This is a genomic window from Paraburkholderia sp. UCT70, from assembly GCF_050434085.1.
In the GTDB taxonomy this organism is placed as follows: domain Bacteria; phylum Pseudomonadota; class Gammaproteobacteria; order Burkholderiales; family Burkholderiaceae; genus Paraburkholderia; species Paraburkholderia tuberum.
Window position 1 is genome coordinate 1,946,437 of sequence record NZ_JBNPVZ010000002.1, and the last position, 18,316, is coordinate 1,964,752.

Consider the following 18,316-nt stretch of genomic DNA (forward strand, 5'->3'; position numbering starts at 1 on the left):
CGCGCGTGCTTTAGCTGGGTACGGCCGCCGTTTTACTGCGCATTCCGGCCGAGCCGATAAGACACGCCGAGTCTGGTGGCCAGTTGCCATACATAGACTCGCGAGTACGAAATGCCAAACTGACGGCTTATCAGCTCGCGCATGCGCGCATTGCTCCAGCCGTCGGCGTCGAAGCCGTAGTCCCGCGGCGAGGCCCTCAGCGCCTGGGCCAACCAGTCCAGATCCGCCACCGCGAGTGCGGAATGGCGGCCGCCGACGCTCATGTTTCTCAGCGCCTCGAGCCCGCCTTGCTCCAATAGCTTGCGATATCGCTCGACGGTGGTCTTTGCCATGCCCATCTGTCTCGCGACCTCGGCCGCAGCGACGCCGTCGAGCAGTTTCTTGCCCGCCGTGAGACGCCGCGCGACGGTCGGCAAATCGTCATTTGGTCGATGCATCGGAGAACTCCGCCGTTGGGTCGCTGACCGGACTGCAATCGGTTACTGGGGTAGACAGTGAGAAGGGCGCGTCACCTACAGATAATCGAAAACTCGCCCGTTGTGTCCAAAAGAATAAAAAATCAATCGCGCCTTTCCTCTGATAGAAAATCACGCAATCCTCACGTAAGGCGGTTACATGATGTTTTCTTTCTAAAATCTTAAATATCCCTCTTGCGATTGAATTTAACGTTTGCTAACCTGATTGACGTGATTCAAAGCCGTCAATCCGGCTCGGCTCGCTCTGGCAGCCCGGACACCGCCAGGCCGCATCCGGCTTGACGTCGGGCGCTTTTAAGTGCGGGGCGGCAGGTCGGAAGACTGAACCGTTTGAGTGCGCGGATTCCTGTTTTGCGAATCTAATTGGAATGCATTTTTCGATGCAGAGTGGCGATTCGCCGGACAGCTGCGAAAAAACTGCTGAAGCTTGAAAACCCTTCGCGGCGTTTTTCCGGCGGATTATAGCTAAACGGGGCATTCGCGCAGAGTGGCGTTGTGAAGCCCGAATCCAGTAACCACCCGCTTAATTTTAGCTGCGTCGTTCAATACCGGAAATATTTTATGCCGGGCAGTTTCCCACTCGATACGCATAACCGCGATAAAAGCTGACAGCGCATTCATCGGTTGCCATTGGGCGCTTGCAAGCAGGCGGTAAGGAGAACGACATGAACATGGATCGGACCCGCGATATTGCCGCGATGCTACTGCGTGCCGCGAAACGCAAAAGACTCGTGACTTATCAGGAACTGCACGCGCTTTTCGGTCGCGACGAACCGTTGCAAAGCCGCTATCGCGCATTGGAGGACGCGGCGCGCTCACTGAGCGATTGCGCGTCGCTCGACTACGGCTGCCTGATGAGCCTCGACAACGGCCTGCCGGGCGATGACTTCTTTAATCGCTTCAGGCACGGCAGGCCGCGTGAGTACGAAAAGGTGATGGGCTTCGGATCGGCGGGACGCTCGATGCCGAAGAAGCGACTGATTGCGGATGCCGAGCGTCTGCGCGTGTTCGAACATGCATCTCAGATCGCGGCAAGTGGGAGGGCGGCGAACACGTTGCGCCCGTACGCCACGTCGAAATGCACGTAGCCCATTCACAGCCGCTCAACGACGACACGCCCGCCGGTTGAGAAAAATGCGAAACGTCTCTAAGCCACAAGGCAATAGCAGATGATAAAAAATCCGCGCGAGCTGCGATAGTGGCATTGGCTTTCGCTACCAAGCTTATTCTCGTGGTGCGCAAAGCAGTATTTAACAGTTGTCTAATTTCGGCATGTGGCGTGCATAAATTAATCTGTACGCACGGCCGCGTCTTAATTCGTGAGGGCTCTGATTGGGCCCGCCATAAAAATTGAAATTGAATTGCCGCGCCAGTTTTGTTGGTCACTGAATCGGGCTGCACCCGGCGTCAGTTGTGGTAGGCGAAAGAGTCGCGGTTCGGACGATTCGCGATCGTCACCGGGCATCGGTGTGCATCGCTTGTGGCGTAGGGCCGACACGCGGCACGCGCATCGACGGTGGCACGTGCGATGCGTACTGGAAGCCTTTTCCGAAGAATTCGCAATTTGACATAAGATAAATTATCACCCAAGCTGGTTGTAGTAGCTTTATAGAAATGTCGTACCTGGGCATTGCGCCGAAATCCAGCGTGCATCGTCGCAGTCGCAGCATTTTCCAAATCGGTCCAACGAGATTTACAAAAGCTGTCAGAGAAATCGCTTTAGATTTAATGATCGAGCTCAATCGCCTGAGGGCTTTATGTACGCTGGCGCACATTGTGCCCGCCTCGGAGGGAATATTTTTCAATACGGTCGTAGAACAAAAAGCGAATGGAAATTTGCGCTATGGACACCCTGACAGACGTGCGCGGGCATACAGAGACTAAGCGGATTCGAATCGACAAAAGCGTCGCGTTGAACTCTTTTGATGAGGTGATTCCGCAGGAGTCGATCGTCGAAATCAACGACTTCATCGACCACCTGTTTGGCACGACGGTACCGCGCTCGCAGTCCGGCGCAGAGATTGCAAAGATGCTGCGTCGCGGTCAGGCATTTCGCGAACTCGAACAGTCGATCTGCGCGAATGCGCGCGCGATGGCCGCGAAGTTCGGTCGGACAAACTTACCGACTGAGCCGTTCCACGTACTGCGCTGTGCGAGCAAGACTTCGTTGGCCGAGAGCCACTGCCGCCACTACGACTCGCACCTGCTGACGCTGCTGATTCCGCTTCAGCTCGCACCCGACGGAGTTCACAACGGCGACCTCGTGATGTACTGCAAGCCGCGCCTGTCCGTAACGACGCTGACCAACGTGATCTGCAAGATGCGCCATGGCTTCCTGCAAAGCCTGCCGCTCAGCTGGCGCAGCTGGCATACCTTGCATGATCTGCGTGTCGGCAACTGCAAGCGCATTCCGGTCAAGCCGGGCAGCGTCTACGAATTCAACGGCTTCGCACTTCAGCATGCGAACCTCGACGTACAGAACGGGCAGCGGCGCACACTCCTCATTCACTACTACGACCCAGGCCACTCGCTCGGTCTGAGCAGCGTGCTGCGGCGCGGACGGATCGGCTGAGGTCTGCCCCGCAAGCCTGAAATCGTCCACGTTGGCTTGCCGATTCCGCAATCGCACATCGTAAGTCCTCCTGAATCGAACCAGAGGCCTTGCTTGCGATCGCAATGCACAAATGCATCACGGCGCCCGCGGCACGCCCGGCGCTGCGCGCGCCAGCCATCGCACTGCCCTATCGCCCCGACAAAGCAAGCGGATTTCACTTTGCTTTTAATCCGGCATAGACTGAATTTGCCGTTAGACGCTTTCTCCGCACTTGCCGTGGCCGTTGCCGTCCACGGCGACGGATGTTTTTGTCGTGCTCCACGAGCCGATGGCAGCCTAACCGGTTCGTGCCTGATCAACACTGAAAAGGGACGACTCATCATGGCCGATACCGGTTACATGGCACGCAAAACCGTTGCTGATATCGTCGCCAGCGCGGACGCCGAAGAAGGCCGTCACCTGTCGAAAACGCTGGGCGCGACGAGTATCACCGCGATGGGCATCGGCGCGATCATCGGCGCAGGCATCTTCGTGCTGACGGGGACCGCCGCCGCGCAGTTCGCGGGGCCGGCCATCATGCTGTCGTTCGTGCTGGGCGGCATCGCGTGCGCGTTCGTCGGCCTGTGCTATTCGGAGCTTGCGGCGATGCTGCCCGTGTGCGGGAGCAGCTACACCTATACGTATGCGACGCTCGGCGAGATCTTCGCGTGGATCATCGGCTGGGACCTGATCCTCGAGTACGCGATGGGCGCCGCGACCGTCGCGGTCGGTTGGTCCGGCTATATCGTGAGCCTGTTGCGCAACGTCGGCATCGACATTCCACCTACCCTCGCCGCCGCCCCCGGCACCATCGTCAAACTGGCCGATGGCTCGACAGTCACCGGCGTCATCAACCTGCCGGCGGTGTTGATCATCGCGATCCTGACCACGTTGCTCGTGTTGGGAACCAAGGAGTCGGCGCGGCTCAACAACGTGATGGTCGCGATCAAGCTGATCGTGGTGGTGGCGTTTATCGCCATCGGCCTGTTTTTCATCAAGCCGGAACACTGGCATCCGTTCATTCCTGCCAATACCGGCCAGTTCGGCAGTTTCGGCATGAGCGGTATTCTGCGCGGCTCGGCCGTGGTGTTCTTCGCGTTCATCGGCTTCGATGCGGTGTCGACCGCCGCGCAGGAAGCGCGACAGCCGCAGCGCGACATGCCGATCGGCATTCTCGGCTCGCTGATCATCTGTACGGTGCTGTACATCCTCGTCGCCGGCGTGCTGACCGGCCTCGTTCCGTACCCCGAGCTGAACGTTCCTGATCCGATCGCCAAGGGCGTCGACGCGATCGGGCTCACGTGGTTCTCGATCCTGATCAAAATCGGCGCGTTGACGGGGCTGACCACCGTGATACTCGTGCTGCTCTATGGACAAAGCCGCATCTTCTTCACGATGTCGCAAGACGGTTTGTTGCCGCACTTTTTCTCGAGGGTCCATCTGCGTCTGCATACACCCTATCTGAGTCAGATCCTGATCGGCACCGTCGTCGCGATCGTGGCGGCGCTGACACCGATCGGCGTGCTCGGCGAGATGGTCAGCATCGGCACCCTGTTCGCGTTCGTCCTCGTGTGCGGCGCGGTGATCTATCTGCGGCGCAGCGACGCCGAGGCGACGCGCCCATTCCGGGCGCCCGGCGTGCCGGTCGTGCCAGTGCTCGGCATCCTGTTCTGCCTGCTGCTGATGGTCGGCTTGCCGCTCGTCACGTGGCTGCGGCTCGTCGTGTGGCTCGTGATCGGCATGACGATTTATCTGTCATACGGCCGCAACCATTCGGTGTTGCGGCATCCGGAGCGCAAACGTACGTGAGTGTGTGGCGACTCGGAATATTTTTTTCAGGCGCATCGATTTCGATGACAATTGCATGCCTTTGAATTGCGGCAATTGCTGGATGGCAAGTGACATGTAATTGACAAATACCATTCAAGATCTCGTCTGCGAGCGGGAATCCCCCGGTCGTGACCACCGCGTCCGCCGCCTGGTCCTTGCGAGTCCATGCCACTCGCGACCACCAAGAACAAATTGACAAGCCACCCAGACACGGTAGGATCAACAGAAATCTTTTCCCCGCATTAACGCACCCACACACGTTCTGAATAGTTAATTCGACCGCAAACCGTTAAAACCGTCACCGATCTCACGCGCAAAAAAGACTGCCTTGATCAAAGGAGTTTCTCTTGCTTTGCTCCGCACTCCGCCTGCGTAGTCGTGCCGTATCGCTTCTGATCACCGGTTTGCCGCTCCTGCTTGCCGCCTGCAACGACCGGCCGCAGACTCCCACCGCCGCGTCGATGCCGCCGGTTCCCGTGCTGGTCGAAACGGTTTCCACCACCCCTGTCGCCGATGTCGTCGAGTTGCCTGGCCGCATCGAGGCCGTGCGCACCGCCGAAATTCGCGCGCGCGTCGACGGCATCGTCCAGCGCACGCTCTATCAGGAAGGCACGGACCTGCCGGCCAACGCCCCACTCTTCCAGATCGACGCGAGCGACTATCGCGCGCAGTTGCAGCAGGCGCAGGCCGCGCTCACGCGCGCGACCGCCGTGCGCGACAACGCGGCGTCGGTGGTGGACCGGTTCAAGCCGCTCGTCGGCCGTCATGCAGTCAGCGCGCAGGAATACGACGCCGCGCTTGCGACGATGCAGCAGGCGCAGGCCAATGTCTCCGATGCGCAAGCTGCGGTCTCGCTTGCACAATTGCGGCTTGATCGCTGCATCGTGCGCACGCCGATCGCCGGGCGCGCGGGCCGCGCGCTCGTCACCGAAGGCGCGCTCGTCAGCGCGGGCGCCGCCACGCTGCTCACGCAGGTCAATCAACTGACGCCGATCAACGCAGTGTTCACGCAGTCGAATACCGCGATGCTCGACGTCGAGCAGCAGATCCAGTCGGGCGCGCGCAAGCCGACCAGCATGAAGCACGTCGAGGTGCAACTGATCCTTGCCAACGGCCAGGTCTACAACGAGCGCGGTTTTCTGGACTTCGCCGATCTCGTCGTCGATCCGTCGACCGGTACGCAGACGGTGCGCGCGCAGTTCGCGAATCCGGCCCGCACGCTGTTGCCGGGGCAGTTCGTGCGCGGGCGCATCATCGCGGCGGGCAATGTGCAGGGCATCCGTATTCCCGAGCGCGCGGTGCAGCTCGACAACGGCATTGCAAGCGTTGCGTTGGTCGCCGACGACGGCACCGTGGTCCGCCGCAATATCTATCTCGGCGAGCAGGGCGAAGGACGCTGGACCGTGCGCGACGGTCTGAAGCCCGGCGAGCGCCTGATCGTCGATGGCTGGCAGAAAGTGCAGCCGGGCCAGCGGGTCGACGCGCGGCCCGCCCCCGATGCGTCGCCAGCGGCGCATTCGGCCGCGTCCCCCGCTCCCGCTTCGACCGCGCACTGACGGGCTCGCCGATGAATCGATTCTTCGTCGCCCGGCCGGTCTTCGCGTGGGTCATCGCCCTCTTCATCGTGCTGTTCGGCGCGATCGCGCTCGCGCTGCTGCCGGTCGAGCAGTACCCCGACGTCGCTCCGCCGTCGCTCACCATCAGCGCGGTCTTCAGCGGCGCGGACGCGAGCACGCTCGAGCGTACCGTCACGTCGATCGTCGAAGACGAGATGAACGGCATCGAGAATTTCCTGTACATGTCGTCGGTGAGCCGCTCGAACGGCACGATGCAGATCACCGTGGTGCTAAAGCCCGGCACCAATCTCGACATCGCGCGCACTCAGGTGCAGGACCGTCTGAGCCGCGTCGAACCGCGCCTGCCGCTCGAAGTCCGTCAGATCGGCTTGAGCGTGACGAAGGCGTCGTCGGGCTTTCTGATGCTGCTTGCGCTGCAGGCGACCGACGGCACCACCGACGCCGTCGCGATGGGCAACTTCGCGTCGAACAACATCGTCAACGAGCTGCGCCGTATCGACGGCGTCGGCGACGTGCAGCTGTTCGGCTCGTCGTACGCGATGCGGATCTGGCTCGATCCGCGCAAGCTCGCGGGCTTTGGGCTGTCGGCCAGCGAGGTGTTGCAGGCGATCCAGGAGCAGAACAGCCAGACCGCGGGCGGCAGCCTCGGCGATCAGCCGATCGCGCCGGGCTCCGAGTTCACCGCGCAGATCGTCACGCAAAGCCGCTTCACGACGCCCGAGCAGTTCCGCGAAATCATCGTGCACGCGAATCCGGATGGCTCGACCGTGCGGGTGGGCGACGTCGCGCGCGTCGAGCTCGGCAACGACAGCTATGGCAACCGCCTCACCGTCAACGGCAAGGCGTCGGCCGGGATCGCGATCCAGCTCGCGAGCGGGGCGAACGCGCTCGCAGTCGCCAACGCGGTGCGCCAGCGCATGGCCGAATTGCAGCCGATCTTCCCGCGCGGCGTCGCGTGGACCGTGCCGTTCGACACCACGCCGTTCATCACGACCTCGGTGCAGGGCGTGATCCGCACGATGGTCGAGGCGCTGTTGCTCGTGACGGTCGTGGTGTTCCTGTTCCTGCAGGACTGGCGCGCGACCGTGATCCCGACGATCGTGGTGCCGATCGCGTTGATCGGCACGTGCGCGGGGCTCTATCTGTTCGGGCTGTCGATCAACATTCTGTCGCTGTTCGGCATGGTGGTCGCGATCGGTATCCTCAACGACGACGCGATCGTCGTCGTCGAAAACGTCGCGCGCATCATGCGCGAGGAAGGGCTCGGCGCGCCGCGCGCAACGGTGAAGGCGATCGGGCAGATATCGGGCGCGGCGATCGCGAGTACGCTGGTGCTCGTCGCGGTGTTCATTCCGATGGCGTTTTTTCCGGGCTCGACGGGCGGCATCTACCGGCAGTTTTCGGTCACGCTCGCGGTGTCGATCCTGCTGTCGACGATGTTGGCGCTGACACTCGGCGCGGCGTTGTGCGCGGCGATGTTGCGTAGCGAGGCGGCCGCCAGGGAGCGGCCGAAGAACCCGGCGTCACGAATGCTGCATCGCGTGTTCGACGGCTTCAATCGCGGGCTCGATGCGGGCACCACGCGCTATATCGGCGGCGTCGATGCGATGCTGCGCTCGCCGCTGCGCTGGCTGCTGGTGTTCGTCGCGGCCTGCGCGATCACCGTGTTTTTCTTCACGCGGCTGCCGACCGGCTTTCTGCCGACCGAGGACCAGGGGCATATCTTCATTACGTATACCGGCCCGCCGGGTTCGACCGACCAGCGCACGCAGCGCGCGATCGACCAGGTCGAGGCGTTTCTGCGAACCCAGCCGCAAGTGCGCAACGTCGCGTCCGTGACGGGCTTCAGCTTCTTTGGCCAGGGGCAATCGGCGGCACTGTCGTTCGTCGATCTGAAGCCGTGGGACGAGCGCTCGGGCGAGGCCAATTCGGCGAGCGCGCTGGTGCGTCGCGCGAATGCGGCGTTTCGGCAGATTCCCGAGGCGATCATTTTTGCGCTCGACCCGCCGCCGATTCCGTCGCTCGGCAACGCGACCGGCTTCACGATGAAGATCCAGGATCGCAGCGGCGTCGGCGGCGAAGCGCTGCAACAGGCCGCGCGGCGGATGATGATCGAGGCGTCGCAAAGCCCCCTTCTCGCGGGCGTGCGCGCCGAGGGCATGCCGGAAGCGCCGCAACTGTATGTCGAGATCGACCGCGTGAAGGCGCGCGCATTAGGCCTGCAAATCGGTCAGGTGAACCAGGCGCTTGCGCTGACGTTCGGTGCGAACTACGTGAACGACTTCGTGTTCGAGGGCAACGTGCTGCGCGTGCTGTTGCAGGCGGACGCCGAGCAACGCATGCGTGCCGAGGACGTGACTTCGCTGCGCTTGCGCAATAACCGCGGCGAGATGGTGCCGTTCTCGGCGTTCACGCGTGTGCGCTGGATTTCCGGACCGCAGCAGATCGAACGCTATAACGGCTTTCCGTCCGCGACGCTGTCGGGTCAGGCCGCGCCCGGCCGCTCGAGCGGCGCGGCGATCGCCGAGATGGAGCGCATCGCGTCGCACGTGTTGACCGGCAACCTGAGTTACGAATGGACCGGCACCGCGCTCGAGGAAAAACAGGCGAGCGGCCAGATCGGCATGCTGCTCGGGCTGTCGCTCGTGGTCGTGTTCCTGTTGCTCGCGGCGCTGTACGAGAGCTGGGCGATTCCGGTCGCGGTGTTGCTGATCATCCCGTTCGGCGTGATCGGCGCGGTACTGTTGACGATGCTGCGTGGACTGTCCGCGGACGTGTATTTCAACATCGGCCTGGTGACGATCATCGGCCTTGCCGCGAAGAACGCCATCCTCATCGTCGAATTTGCGATCAAGGAGGAATCCGAAGGAAGGGACGCGCTAGCCGCCGCCAAAAGCGGCGCACAGCAGCGTCTGCGCCCGATTCTGATGACGAGCGTCACGTTCGTGTTGGGCATGCTGCCGCTCGTGCTCGCGACCGGCGCGGGCGCGGCGAGCCGCCGCGCGGTCGGCACCGGCGTGATGGGCAGCATGCTGACCGCGACGTTGTTCGGCATCTTCTTTACGCCGCTGTTCTATGTCGCCGCGCGACGCTGGCTGAGCCGCAAGAAACGCAGCATCGATCTCGACGATGACGATCTGCCGACGGCCATGCCGCCCGATTCGGGTGGAGGGCAGCGCGATGCGTAAATGCCTTCATGTGCGCCTGGTGCTGCCCCTCTTCTGCTGCTCGCTCGCCGCCTGCAACTTTGCGCCGAACTATCAGCAGCCCCAATTGCCGATCGCCGATCGTTTCGACACGACGGAGACCGCCAATCCGGCCACCGCGCATCTGGCAAGCGAAGTCGACTGGCAGACCTTCTTCGCCGATCCGCAACTGAAGCTGCTGATCGAGGCGGCGCTCGAGCACAACCGCGATCTCGCCGCGTCGATCGCGCGCATCGAGCAGGCGCGCGCGTTTTATCGCATCCAGAACGCCGCGCGTTTGCCGCAGGTCAATGCGAACGCGGGTGCGACCCGCACCAAGGCGCCGCTCGGTTCGATCGATCCCGAGTTCGACAACACGGACATCTCGGTCCAGTTCAACCAGTACAACGTGCAGGCCGCAGTGACGTCGTTCGAACTCGACTTCTGGGGGCGCGTGCGCAACACCAGCGAAGCCGCGCGGCGTCGATATCTGGCCACCGTCGACGCGCAGCACGCGTTCCGTTTGTCGCTGATCGGCAATGTCGCGTCGAACTACTACGCGATCCGCTCGGGCGAGGAAGGCATCGAGCTTGCACAACAGACGCTCGACAGTCGGCGCTACGCGCTGGAAGTCGCGAAGATGCGGCTCGACGCGGGCGTCACGTCGATGGTCGATTACGACCAGGCCGCCATTCTGGTTACGCAGGCGCAGACTCAGCTGGCCGAGCTGCAACGGACCACCGCGCAGCAGCGCCATCTGCTCGAGGTACTGATCGGCGGGCCGCTCAGCGGGTCGCTACCGCCGGCGCCGCCTATCGCCGACGCCGCGCAGTTCCGCGAGCTCGATGCCGGCCTGCCCTCCGCACTGCTGATCGACCGGCCGGACATCCAGCAGGCCGAGCAGCAGCTGCGCGCAGCCAATGCCGACATCGGCGCCGCTCGCGCGGACTTTTTTCCACGCATCGCGCTGACGGGTAGCTTCGGATATGTGTCGCCCGAACTCGGCGATCTGTTCGTGCCGGCCAAGCAGGCGTGGTCGTTCGGCGCGCTGGTCGGCATGCCGATCTTCGATGCGGGACAGCGCCAGGCGCAACTATCGCAGGCGCGCGCGCGACGCGACGAATTGGTCGCCGATTATCAGCGCACGGTGCAGAACGCGTTTCGTGAAGTGTCCGACGCATTGGTCGCGCGACAACGCTACAAGGAACAGATCGCGGCGCAGGAACAGGCGGTGCAGGCGCAGCGGCAACTCGCCGAAACGGCGGAGCTGCGCTACGAAAACGGGATCTCGATCTATCTCGAGGTGGTGGATGCGCGACGCAATCAGTTTGCCGCCGAGCAGCAGCTGATCCAGCTTCGGGCGACGGCTTTGCAGAACGGGGTGTCGCTTTACGTCGCATTGGGGGGCGGGCCCGACGAGCCGCGGAACGTCACGCAAAGCACGTCTCACGCTAAGGGGGTCCACCCGTCCAACTGAGGCACGCGCGCCACAGCAGCGCATCGTGCCCGCCGCCGGCATTGCACCGGCGGGTTCTACTCATCAGCCAAGCGTTACGTCGACCGATGCTTGTTCACCATCGCGCACCACGGTGACAGACACGCTTTCGTCCGCCTGAGCGATCATGCGGCGCAGTTGCTCGACGCCGTGAATCACCTTGCCGTCGACGGCAACGATGATGTCGCCCGCCTGTATGCCGGCTTCGGCGGCCGGACCGGTGGCCTGCTGCACCACCACGCCGCCCGGCAGCTGCGCTTGCTGCTGTTCGTCCTGGGTCAGCGCACGCACGGCGACGCCGAGACGCGGACGGTTTTGCTGCTGCGGTTGTTCCTGCTGCTCTTCGCGTGGCGCGGCCGACGCCATGTCCGACGCTTGCTGCGCGCCCACCGTCACCGCCAGCTTGCTTTCGCCGCCGTTGCGCCACACGCTGATCGTCGCTTTGCTGCCCGGCGACAGTTGCGCGACCTGACCGATCAATTCGGTAGTGTTACCAATATGCTTGCCGTTCACGCCGACGATCACGTCGCCCTGGCGCAGACCGGCTGCGTGCGCGGGACCATTCGGATCGACCGAGCCGACCAGTGCGCCGCCCGTCGAGTCGAGGCCGAGCGCCTTGGCCTTGTCGGCGCTGAGCGGCTGCACGCCCACGCCGATGCGGCCGCGGCTTACGTGACCGGTACTCACGAGCTGGTCCTTCACGTGCATCGCCGCGTCGATCGGGATGGCGAACGACAGTCCCTGGAAGCCGCCGGTGCGCGAGTAGATCATCGAGTTGATGCCGATCACTTCGCCGTTCAGGTTGAACAGCGGACCGCCCGAGTTGCCCGGGTTGACCGGCACGTCGGTCTGGATGAACGGAATCGGGCTATCGTCGGAGAACGAGCGCGATTTCGCGCTGATGATGCCCGAGGTCACCGTGCTGTCGAAGCCGTACGGCGAGCCGATCGCCACGACCCATTCGCCGACCTTGCTGCTGTCCGGGTTGCCGATCTTCACGGTCGGCAGATTGGTCGCGTCGATCTTGACGACGGCGACGTCGGTGGCCTTGTCCTTGCCGATCACGCGCGCGTGAAATTCGCGGCCGTCGGTGAGCTTCACGGTCACGCTGGTCGCGCCGTCGACAACGTGATTGTTGGTCAGGATGTACCCGTCCTGGCTGATGATGAAGCCCGAGCCGAGCGCTTCGCCGCCGCTCTTGCGTTGACCGTTCTCGTCGACCGACGCGGCTTCTTTCACGCCGATATGCACGACCGCCGGGCCATAGCGCGTCACGATGCTGGAGAAGTCCGGTGCCGACGAGCGCGAGCCGACGATATCCGCCGCCGCGTGCAGCGACGACGTCGAGCCCTGCGCGTCGTTCACCGACGCATCGGCATTGCGATGGCTCAGCGCATACGCGCCGCCGATTGCGAGGACGGCGCAGATCGCGGCGCTACCGCGCCAATAGTTTTTGGTGGTCATAGTCAGGGAGTGTTGCGGAGGGTTACGTGGTGGATGCGTAATGTAGTGGCCTCCACTTAAAGCAGACTTAAAGATGGTGTTCGATCAGAATGCGCGCGCAGGCCTTGTTTTAGGCGCTTTTTGCGTGTCGTGCGGCTTTTATGAGATAGCAACACGTGCATCTTTCGCGCGATTCGAGAACGAGTGCGGCGTCGCTTTATCGTGCCTGACCAGTAATTTCCCCAGGATTGACCCCGCCCAAAGCGGTTCCGATAATAACCATATTGTGGACTCTTTATCCACAATATGGACATTGCTTTTTTCTGCACACTTCGTGAGGAATTTCCCATGCCAGAGGCCGATCAATCCGACCTGACGCCGTACCAGCTACCGTTCCCGAAGGAAGCGCAAAAGGAAATCGTCGTGCCCTTCGCGATTCCGACCGACGAACGCGTGTGGGTCCCGCAGGCAGAAAACGTGTCGTTCCGCCCACTGTGCCTGAATGCGTCGCAGGGATACTGGATGAATCTGCTGCGCGTACGCCGCTCGGGCGTGTTGAGTCGGCATCGTCATCCGCAGGCTGTGCACGGCATGGTGCTCAAGGGCCGCTGGCGTTATCTCGAGCATGACTGGGTCGCGACCGAAGGCAGCTACGTGTACGAGCCGCCGGGCGAAACGCATACGTTGTATGTGCCCGAGGACGTCGAGGAAATGATCACGTACTTCCAGGTCAACGGCGTGATGTTCTATTGCGATCCGTACGGGAACTACACCGGTTACGAAGACGTATTCACGAAGATCGACATGTGCCGCAAGCACTACGCGGCGGTGGGCCTCGGCGAAGACTACGTCGACCAGTTCGTCCGGTAAAAGGCCGCGCAAGCCCCAACAGAACCAACAGCCAGGACACCGCAATACCGACAGGCACGCCAACACCATTCCCACACAGCAGAACCCATTGCGCAGGAGACAAACATGCTTCAGAAGTCGCAGCGTCTGAAACGTATCCAGGTGGTCGCCGTCGTCTTCCTGACGGTGGCGGGCATCGTCAATTATCTCGATCGCAGCACGCTGTCGATCGCGGATCATCTGGTCAGCGAGGAATTGCATCTGTCCGCTTCGCAGATGGGGCTGCTGCTGTCCGCATTCTCGTTGTCGTATGCGTTCGCGCAGTTGCCGGTTGGCGCGCTGCTCGACCGTTTCGGATCGCGCGTGATGCTCGGCCTCGGCATGCTCGTGTGGTCGATCGCCCAGGTCGCGGGCGGCTTCATCCAGACGCTCAATCACTTCCTCACGGCGCGCGTCGTGCTCGGCATCGCCGAGGCGCCGCTGTTTCCGGCCGGCGCGAAAGTCGTCAGCGAATGGTTCGCGGTACGCGAGCGCGGCACGCCGATCGGCACCTTCATCTCGTCATCCACCATTGCGCCGATGATCGCACCGCCGCTGCTCACGGTGCTGATGCTTTCCTTCGGATGGCGAACGATGTTCGTCATCATGGGCGTGGCCGGCATTGTCGTCGCGCTCGCGTGGTACCTCGTCTATCGCAATCGCAGCGAAATCGCGCTGACCGAAGAAGAAACCGCGCATCTGAACGAAGGTGCGACCGGCCAGGAGAATCCGCAGGGCCTCAGCTGGTCCGAATGGGGCGCGCTGTTCAAGCTGCGCAACACGTGGGGCATGATCTTCGGCTTCATGGGCGTGATCTACATGGTGTGGCTCTATCTGACGTGGCTGCCCGGCTATCTGGAGCGTGAGCGTCACTTGAGCATCGCGCATACCGGCTGGCTCGTCGCGATTCCGTATGTGTTCGGCACGATCGGCATGGCGAGCAGCGGCGTGATCGCCGACTATCTGTTGAAGCGCGGCATGGCGCCGATCCGCAGCCGCAAGTGGCCGCTGTGCGTCGGTCTCGTCGGCGCGGCCGCATTCACGGTGCCGGCCGCCTACACACCGAGCACGACGCTCGCGATCGTCTACGTGTCGCTCGCGATGCTGTTCGTGAACCTGTCGAGCGGCAGCGCATGGGCGCTCGTCAGCGTCGCCGCGCCGCGACATCTGGTGGCGTCGCTCGGCAGCATGCAGAACTTCGGTGGTTTTCGGTGGTTATCTGGGCGGCTCGTTCGCGCCGGTGATCACCGGCATCGTCGTCGATCGGACGCATTCGTTCGTCAACGCGCTGCTGATCAGCGCGGCCGTCGCGTTCGCGGCGGCGCTCGTCTATCTGTTCGTCGTCCAGGAAGTGGCGCCCGCGCCGCTCGCGAACTCGATCGAGACCCAACCCACCTGAGGCGGCTTCTCCCATGACATTCCAGAACCAGCTCCTCGAAGGCAAGACCGCGCTCGTGACCGGCGGCTTGACCGGTATCGGCGCGGCGATCGCCAACACGCTCGCGCAGCTTGGCGCGCACACGGTGGCGGCTGGTTTGCCGCTGCCCGAAGGCACGCCCGATACGCTCAATCGCGAGATTCCGCGCGTCACGCTGGATGTCCGCTCGGGCAACGCCGTAACGGCCGCGGTGAACGCGTTCGATCGTCTCGACATCGTGGTCAACTGCGCCGGCGTGATCAACCGCGTCGAAGAACATCGGCTCGACGTGTTCGAACGCGTGATGGATATCAATCTCAACGGCACGATGCGCGTGTGCGCCGCCGCGCGCGACTCGTTGAAGGCGTCGGCGGGCTGCATCGTCAATACGGCGTCGATGCTGAGTTTTTTCGGCGGCGGTCTCGTGCCCGCTTATAGCGCGAGCAAGGGCGCGGTGGCGCAGCTAACGAAGTCGCTCGCGATCGCCTATGCCGCCGACGGCATTCGCGTCAATGCGGTTGCGCCGGGCTGGATCGCAACGCCGCTCACACAGGCGTTGCAGGACGACGATGGCCGCTCGCTGGCGATTCTGGAACGAACGCCGCTGCGTCGCTGGGGCACGCCGGAGGAAGTCGCGCAGGTCGCGGTGTTCCTGTGCTCGCCGGCGGCGTCGTTCATGACGGGCGCAATCGTGCCGGTCGACGGCGGATATCTCGTCGCGTGATCGAGTCGTCGCGTGAAGCGGCGCCGCCGTCGTTCGACGCCATTGATAAAGGCATAATTGCGTACCCCTGCTCTGCCCTGCCTCTGTGTGATGTCGAGTTCCACTTCCAAACCCCGTTCCCACGCCGGCGCCACCGGCCATGATGCTGTCGGGCACGCCGACAACAAAGCCGACTTCAAGGCCGTCGCCGGCGCCGCCGCGTTCTCGAAGTTCATCGCGGTGCTGCAACTGATCGCCGATGCGCCAACGCCGCCCAACGTCGCGAAGCTGAGCGCGGCGAGCGGCTATCCACGCCCGACCGTCCATCGCATCGTCGCGGCTTTGCAGGCTGAAGGGATGATCGTCGCGAGCGGCAGCGGCAACACCTTCGGCCTCGGACCGCGCCTGATCAACCTTGCGAGCCATAGCTGGGAGCGCTCGGATCTGCGGCTCGCGGCCGTTGATGCGTTGATGGCGTTGCGCGACTTCACATCGGAGACGATCCACCTCGCGGTGCCCAGCCAGGGCGAGATGGTCTACATCGAAAAGCTCGAAAGCCCGCACGCGGTGCGCATGGCATCGCGCATCGGCACGCGAGTGTCGCTGACGTCGAGTTCGGTCGGCAAGGCGTATCTGGCGACACTCAGCGTGGCCGAGCGCGAGGCGCTGCTGAAGAACGCGCCGCTGGAGCGTTTCACCGAGCACACGCTGACCGACCTCGACGCCGTGCGCCGCGAGCTCGACGCGACCGCGCAGCGCGGCTACGCGGAAGACCGCGAGGAGAACGAAGTATCGATCTGCTGCTACGGCGCCGCAATTCGCGGCACGGACGGCCGCGCGGCCGGCTGCGTGAGCATCAGCATGCCGACCTTCCGCCGTCGCGACGATGTGCAAGCCACTTACATCGAGCCGTTGCTTGCGGCATGCCGCACGATCGCGGCGCGGCTGGGGCCGCCGAGCGGCAGATAGCGGACGATAGTGCGGCCGCGCCCGTCGATAAACTGCTATTCTTGCTGTCGCGCGGCCGCTCTGGCCGCCCGCCGCGTGCAAGCGGCAGACCCCGACAAGCTCCCGGCGGCGCTCACGCGCACGCCTTCGCAAAGACAGGAATACGCATGTTCGGCTTTCTGCGCGGCTACTTTTCCAACGACCTGGCAATCGACCTCGGTACGTCGAACACGCTGATCTACATGCGCGGCAAGGGCATCGTTCTCGACGAGCCGTCGGTCGTGTCGATCCGCCAGGAAGGCGGGCCGAACGGCAAGAAGATCATCCTCGCCGTGGGCCGCGAAGCGAAGCAGATGCTCGGCAAGGTACCGGGCAACATCGAGGCGATCCGCCCGATGAAAGACGGCGTGATCGCCGATTTCAACATCACCCAGCAGATGATCAAGCGCTTCATCCAGATGGCGCACGAGTCGCGGCTGTTTGCGCCATCGCCGCGCATCATCATCTGCGTGCCGTGTGGTTCGACCCAGGTCGAGCGCCGCGCGATCAAGGAGGCCGCGCATAGCGCGGGCGCCTCGCAGGTCTATCTGATCGAGGAACCGATGGCCGCGGCGACGGGCGCCGGCCTGCCGGTGTCGGATGCAACCGGTTCGATGGTCGTCGATATCGGCGGCGGCACCACCGAGGTCGGCGTGATCTCGCTCGGCGGCATTGTGTACAAAGGCTCGGTGCGCGTCGGCGGCGACAAGTTCGACGACGCCATCGTCAACTACATCCGCCGCAACTACGGCATGCTGATCGGCGAGCAGACCGCCGAGGCGATCAAGAAGGAAATCGGCTCCGCGTTTCCGGGCTCCGAGGTCATGGAGATGGAAGTCAAAGGCCGCAACATGTCCGAGGGCATTCCGCGCAGCTTCACGGTGTCGAGCAACGAAATCCTCGAAGCGCTGACCGATCCGCTGAATCAGATCGTGTCGTCGGTGAAGATCGCACTGGAACAGACGCCACCGGAACTCGGCGCGGACATCGCCGAGCGCGGCATCACGCTCGCCGGTGGCGGCGCGCTGCTGCGCGATCTCGACCGTCTGCTCGCCGAGGAAACCGGCCTGCCGGTGTTCGTTGCAGAGGCGCCGCTGACCTGCGTCGTACGCGGCTCGGGCATGGCGCTGGAACGGATCGAGAAGTTCGGCAGCTCGTTTTCCTACGATTGATGCGCGTGCCGAACGCTGAGCGATGACGACCCTGCCCGCCTACGAGCCGCCCGTCGACGAAACCGAGCTGCTGTTGAAATGGATTCGCCGCGCGCGCGAATCGCAGATGAGCCATTACGACATGGCGGATCTGCTGTCGGCGCGCGAGCGCCGCATGGGCTGGCTCGTGACCGCGCTGACCGCGTTCGTCGGCACGGCGGTGTTCGCGTCGTTGAGCGCGCCGCCGGTGTCGATCGAGATGCGGATAGTCGTTGGGCTCGTCAGCGTGGCGGCGGCGATGTCGGCCGCATTGCAGACGTTCCTGCGCTATGCGGAGCGTGCCGAGAAGCATCGCGCGGCCGGTGCGCGCTATGGCGCGGTGCGTCGGCGGCTCGAAGCGGTGTTTGCCGGCGACGCCGATGCGCGCGAAGCGCACTACCTCACCGGGATCCGTACCGAACTCGACCGTCTCGCCGAAGACTCGCCGAACGTGCCGCCGCGAATCTTCTATCGCACGCAGCGCACGTTGCTGGCGGACAGGCCGCGTCGGCGTGATGCGTGAAACAGGCGG

13 protein-coding genes and 1 pseudogene are annotated in these 18,316 nt (G+C 63.3%); 12 read left to right on the forward strand and 2 right to left on the reverse strand.

Annotated features, from left to right (window positions below; all coding sequences use genetic code 11):
• Positions 1–32: 32 nt before the first annotated feature.
• Positions 33–437 carry a helix-turn-helix domain-containing protein gene (locus OKW41_RS11275; protein WP_090809994.1) on the reverse strand — a complete coding sequence of 135 codons (405 nt, stop codon included), beginning with the start codon at positions 435–437 and terminating at the stop codon, positions 33–35.
• Positions 438–1,141: 704 nt separating this feature from the next.
• Here OKW41_RS11275 and OKW41_RS11280 point away from each other — a divergent pair.
• The 6 genes from OKW41_RS11280 to OKW41_RS11305 all read left to right on the forward strand — a co-directional run bounded on the left by OKW41_RS11280 (position 1,142) and on the right by OKW41_RS11305 (position 11,138).
• A complete protein-coding gene (locus tag OKW41_RS11280; protein WP_429443494.1) occupies positions 1,142–1,564 on the forward strand; it encodes a hypothetical protein in 423 nt (140 codons plus the stop codon).
• A 755-nt stretch (positions 1,565–2,319) separates the two neighbouring features.
• Entirely contained in the window at positions 2,320–3,048 is a 729-nt protein-coding gene (locus OKW41_RS11285) for a hypothetical protein (RefSeq protein WP_429572527.1), read from the forward strand.
• A 363-nt stretch (positions 3,049–3,411) separates the two neighbouring features.
• Entirely contained in the window at positions 3,412–4,878 is a 1,467-nt protein-coding gene (locus OKW41_RS11290) for an amino acid permease (protein WP_429443498.1), read from the forward strand.
• Between the two features lie 368 nt (positions 4,879–5,246).
• A complete protein-coding gene (locus OKW41_RS11295; RefSeq protein ID WP_429443499.1) occupies positions 5,247–6,455 on the forward strand; it encodes an efflux RND transporter periplasmic adaptor subunit in 1,209 nt (402 codons plus the stop codon).
• Between the two features lie 11 nt (positions 6,456–6,466).
• The gene (locus OKW41_RS11300; RefSeq protein WP_429443501.1) at positions 6,467–9,664 is read left to right on the forward strand and encodes a multidrug efflux RND transporter permease subunit; all 3,198 of its coding nucleotides are present in this window, start codon (positions 6,467–6,469) and stop codon (positions 9,662–9,664) included.
• Positions 9,657–11,138, forward strand: coding sequence for an efflux transporter outer membrane subunit (locus OKW41_RS11305; protein WP_429572528.1), 1,482 nt, complete (start codon positions 9,657–9,659; stop codon positions 11,136–11,138). Before OKW41_RS11300 ends, OKW41_RS11305 begins: the two co-directional genes overlap by 8 nt.
• A gap of 63 nt (positions 11,139–11,201) precedes the next feature.
• Here OKW41_RS11305 and OKW41_RS11310 read toward each other — a convergent pair whose 3' ends face one another.
• Positions 11,202–12,620: a trypsin-like peptidase domain-containing protein gene (locus tag OKW41_RS11310; RefSeq protein WP_429572529.1), complete on the reverse strand. Its 1,419-nt coding sequence runs from the start codon at positions 12,618–12,620 to the stop codon at positions 11,202–11,204.
• A 327-nt stretch (positions 12,621–12,947) separates the two neighbouring features.
• On the opposite strand from OKW41_RS11310, the gene OKW41_RS11315 reads away from it, so the two are divergent.
• From OKW41_RS11315 to OKW41_RS11340, 6 genes and pseudogenes are all read left to right on the forward strand, one after another.
• Positions 12,948–13,469, forward strand: coding sequence for a 2,4'-dihydroxyacetophenone dioxygenase family protein (locus tag OKW41_RS11315; RefSeq protein WP_429443507.1), 522 nt, complete (start codon positions 12,948–12,950; stop codon positions 13,467–13,469).
• 105 nt (positions 13,470–13,574) lie between these two features.
• A pseudogene (locus OKW41_RS11320) lies at positions 13,575–14,886 on the forward strand (MFS transporter).
• A gap of 13 nt (positions 14,887–14,899) precedes the next feature.
• On the forward strand, positions 14,900–15,628 hold the full coding sequence (locus tag OKW41_RS11325) for an SDR family NAD(P)-dependent oxidoreductase (RefSeq protein WP_429572530.1): 729 nt from the start codon (positions 14,900–14,902) through the stop codon (positions 15,626–15,628).
• Positions 15,629–15,718: 90 nt separating this feature from the next.
• Entirely contained in the window at positions 15,719–16,576 is an 858-nt protein-coding gene (locus OKW41_RS11330; protein WP_429572531.1) for an IclR family transcriptional regulator, read from the forward strand.
• Positions 16,577–16,722: 146 nt separating this feature from the next.
• On the forward strand, positions 16,723–17,766 hold the full coding sequence (locus OKW41_RS11335; protein ID WP_013091688.1) for a rod shape-determining protein: 1,044 nt from the start codon (positions 16,723–16,725) through the stop codon (positions 17,764–17,766).
• A gap of 22 nt (positions 17,767–17,788) precedes the next feature.
• Positions 17,789–18,307 (forward strand): SLATT domain-containing protein, encoded by a 519-nt coding sequence (locus OKW41_RS11340; RefSeq protein WP_018425120.1) that lies wholly within the window; start codon positions 17,789–17,791, stop codon positions 18,305–18,307.
• The last annotated feature ends 9 nt before the right edge of the window (positions 18,308–18,316 follow it).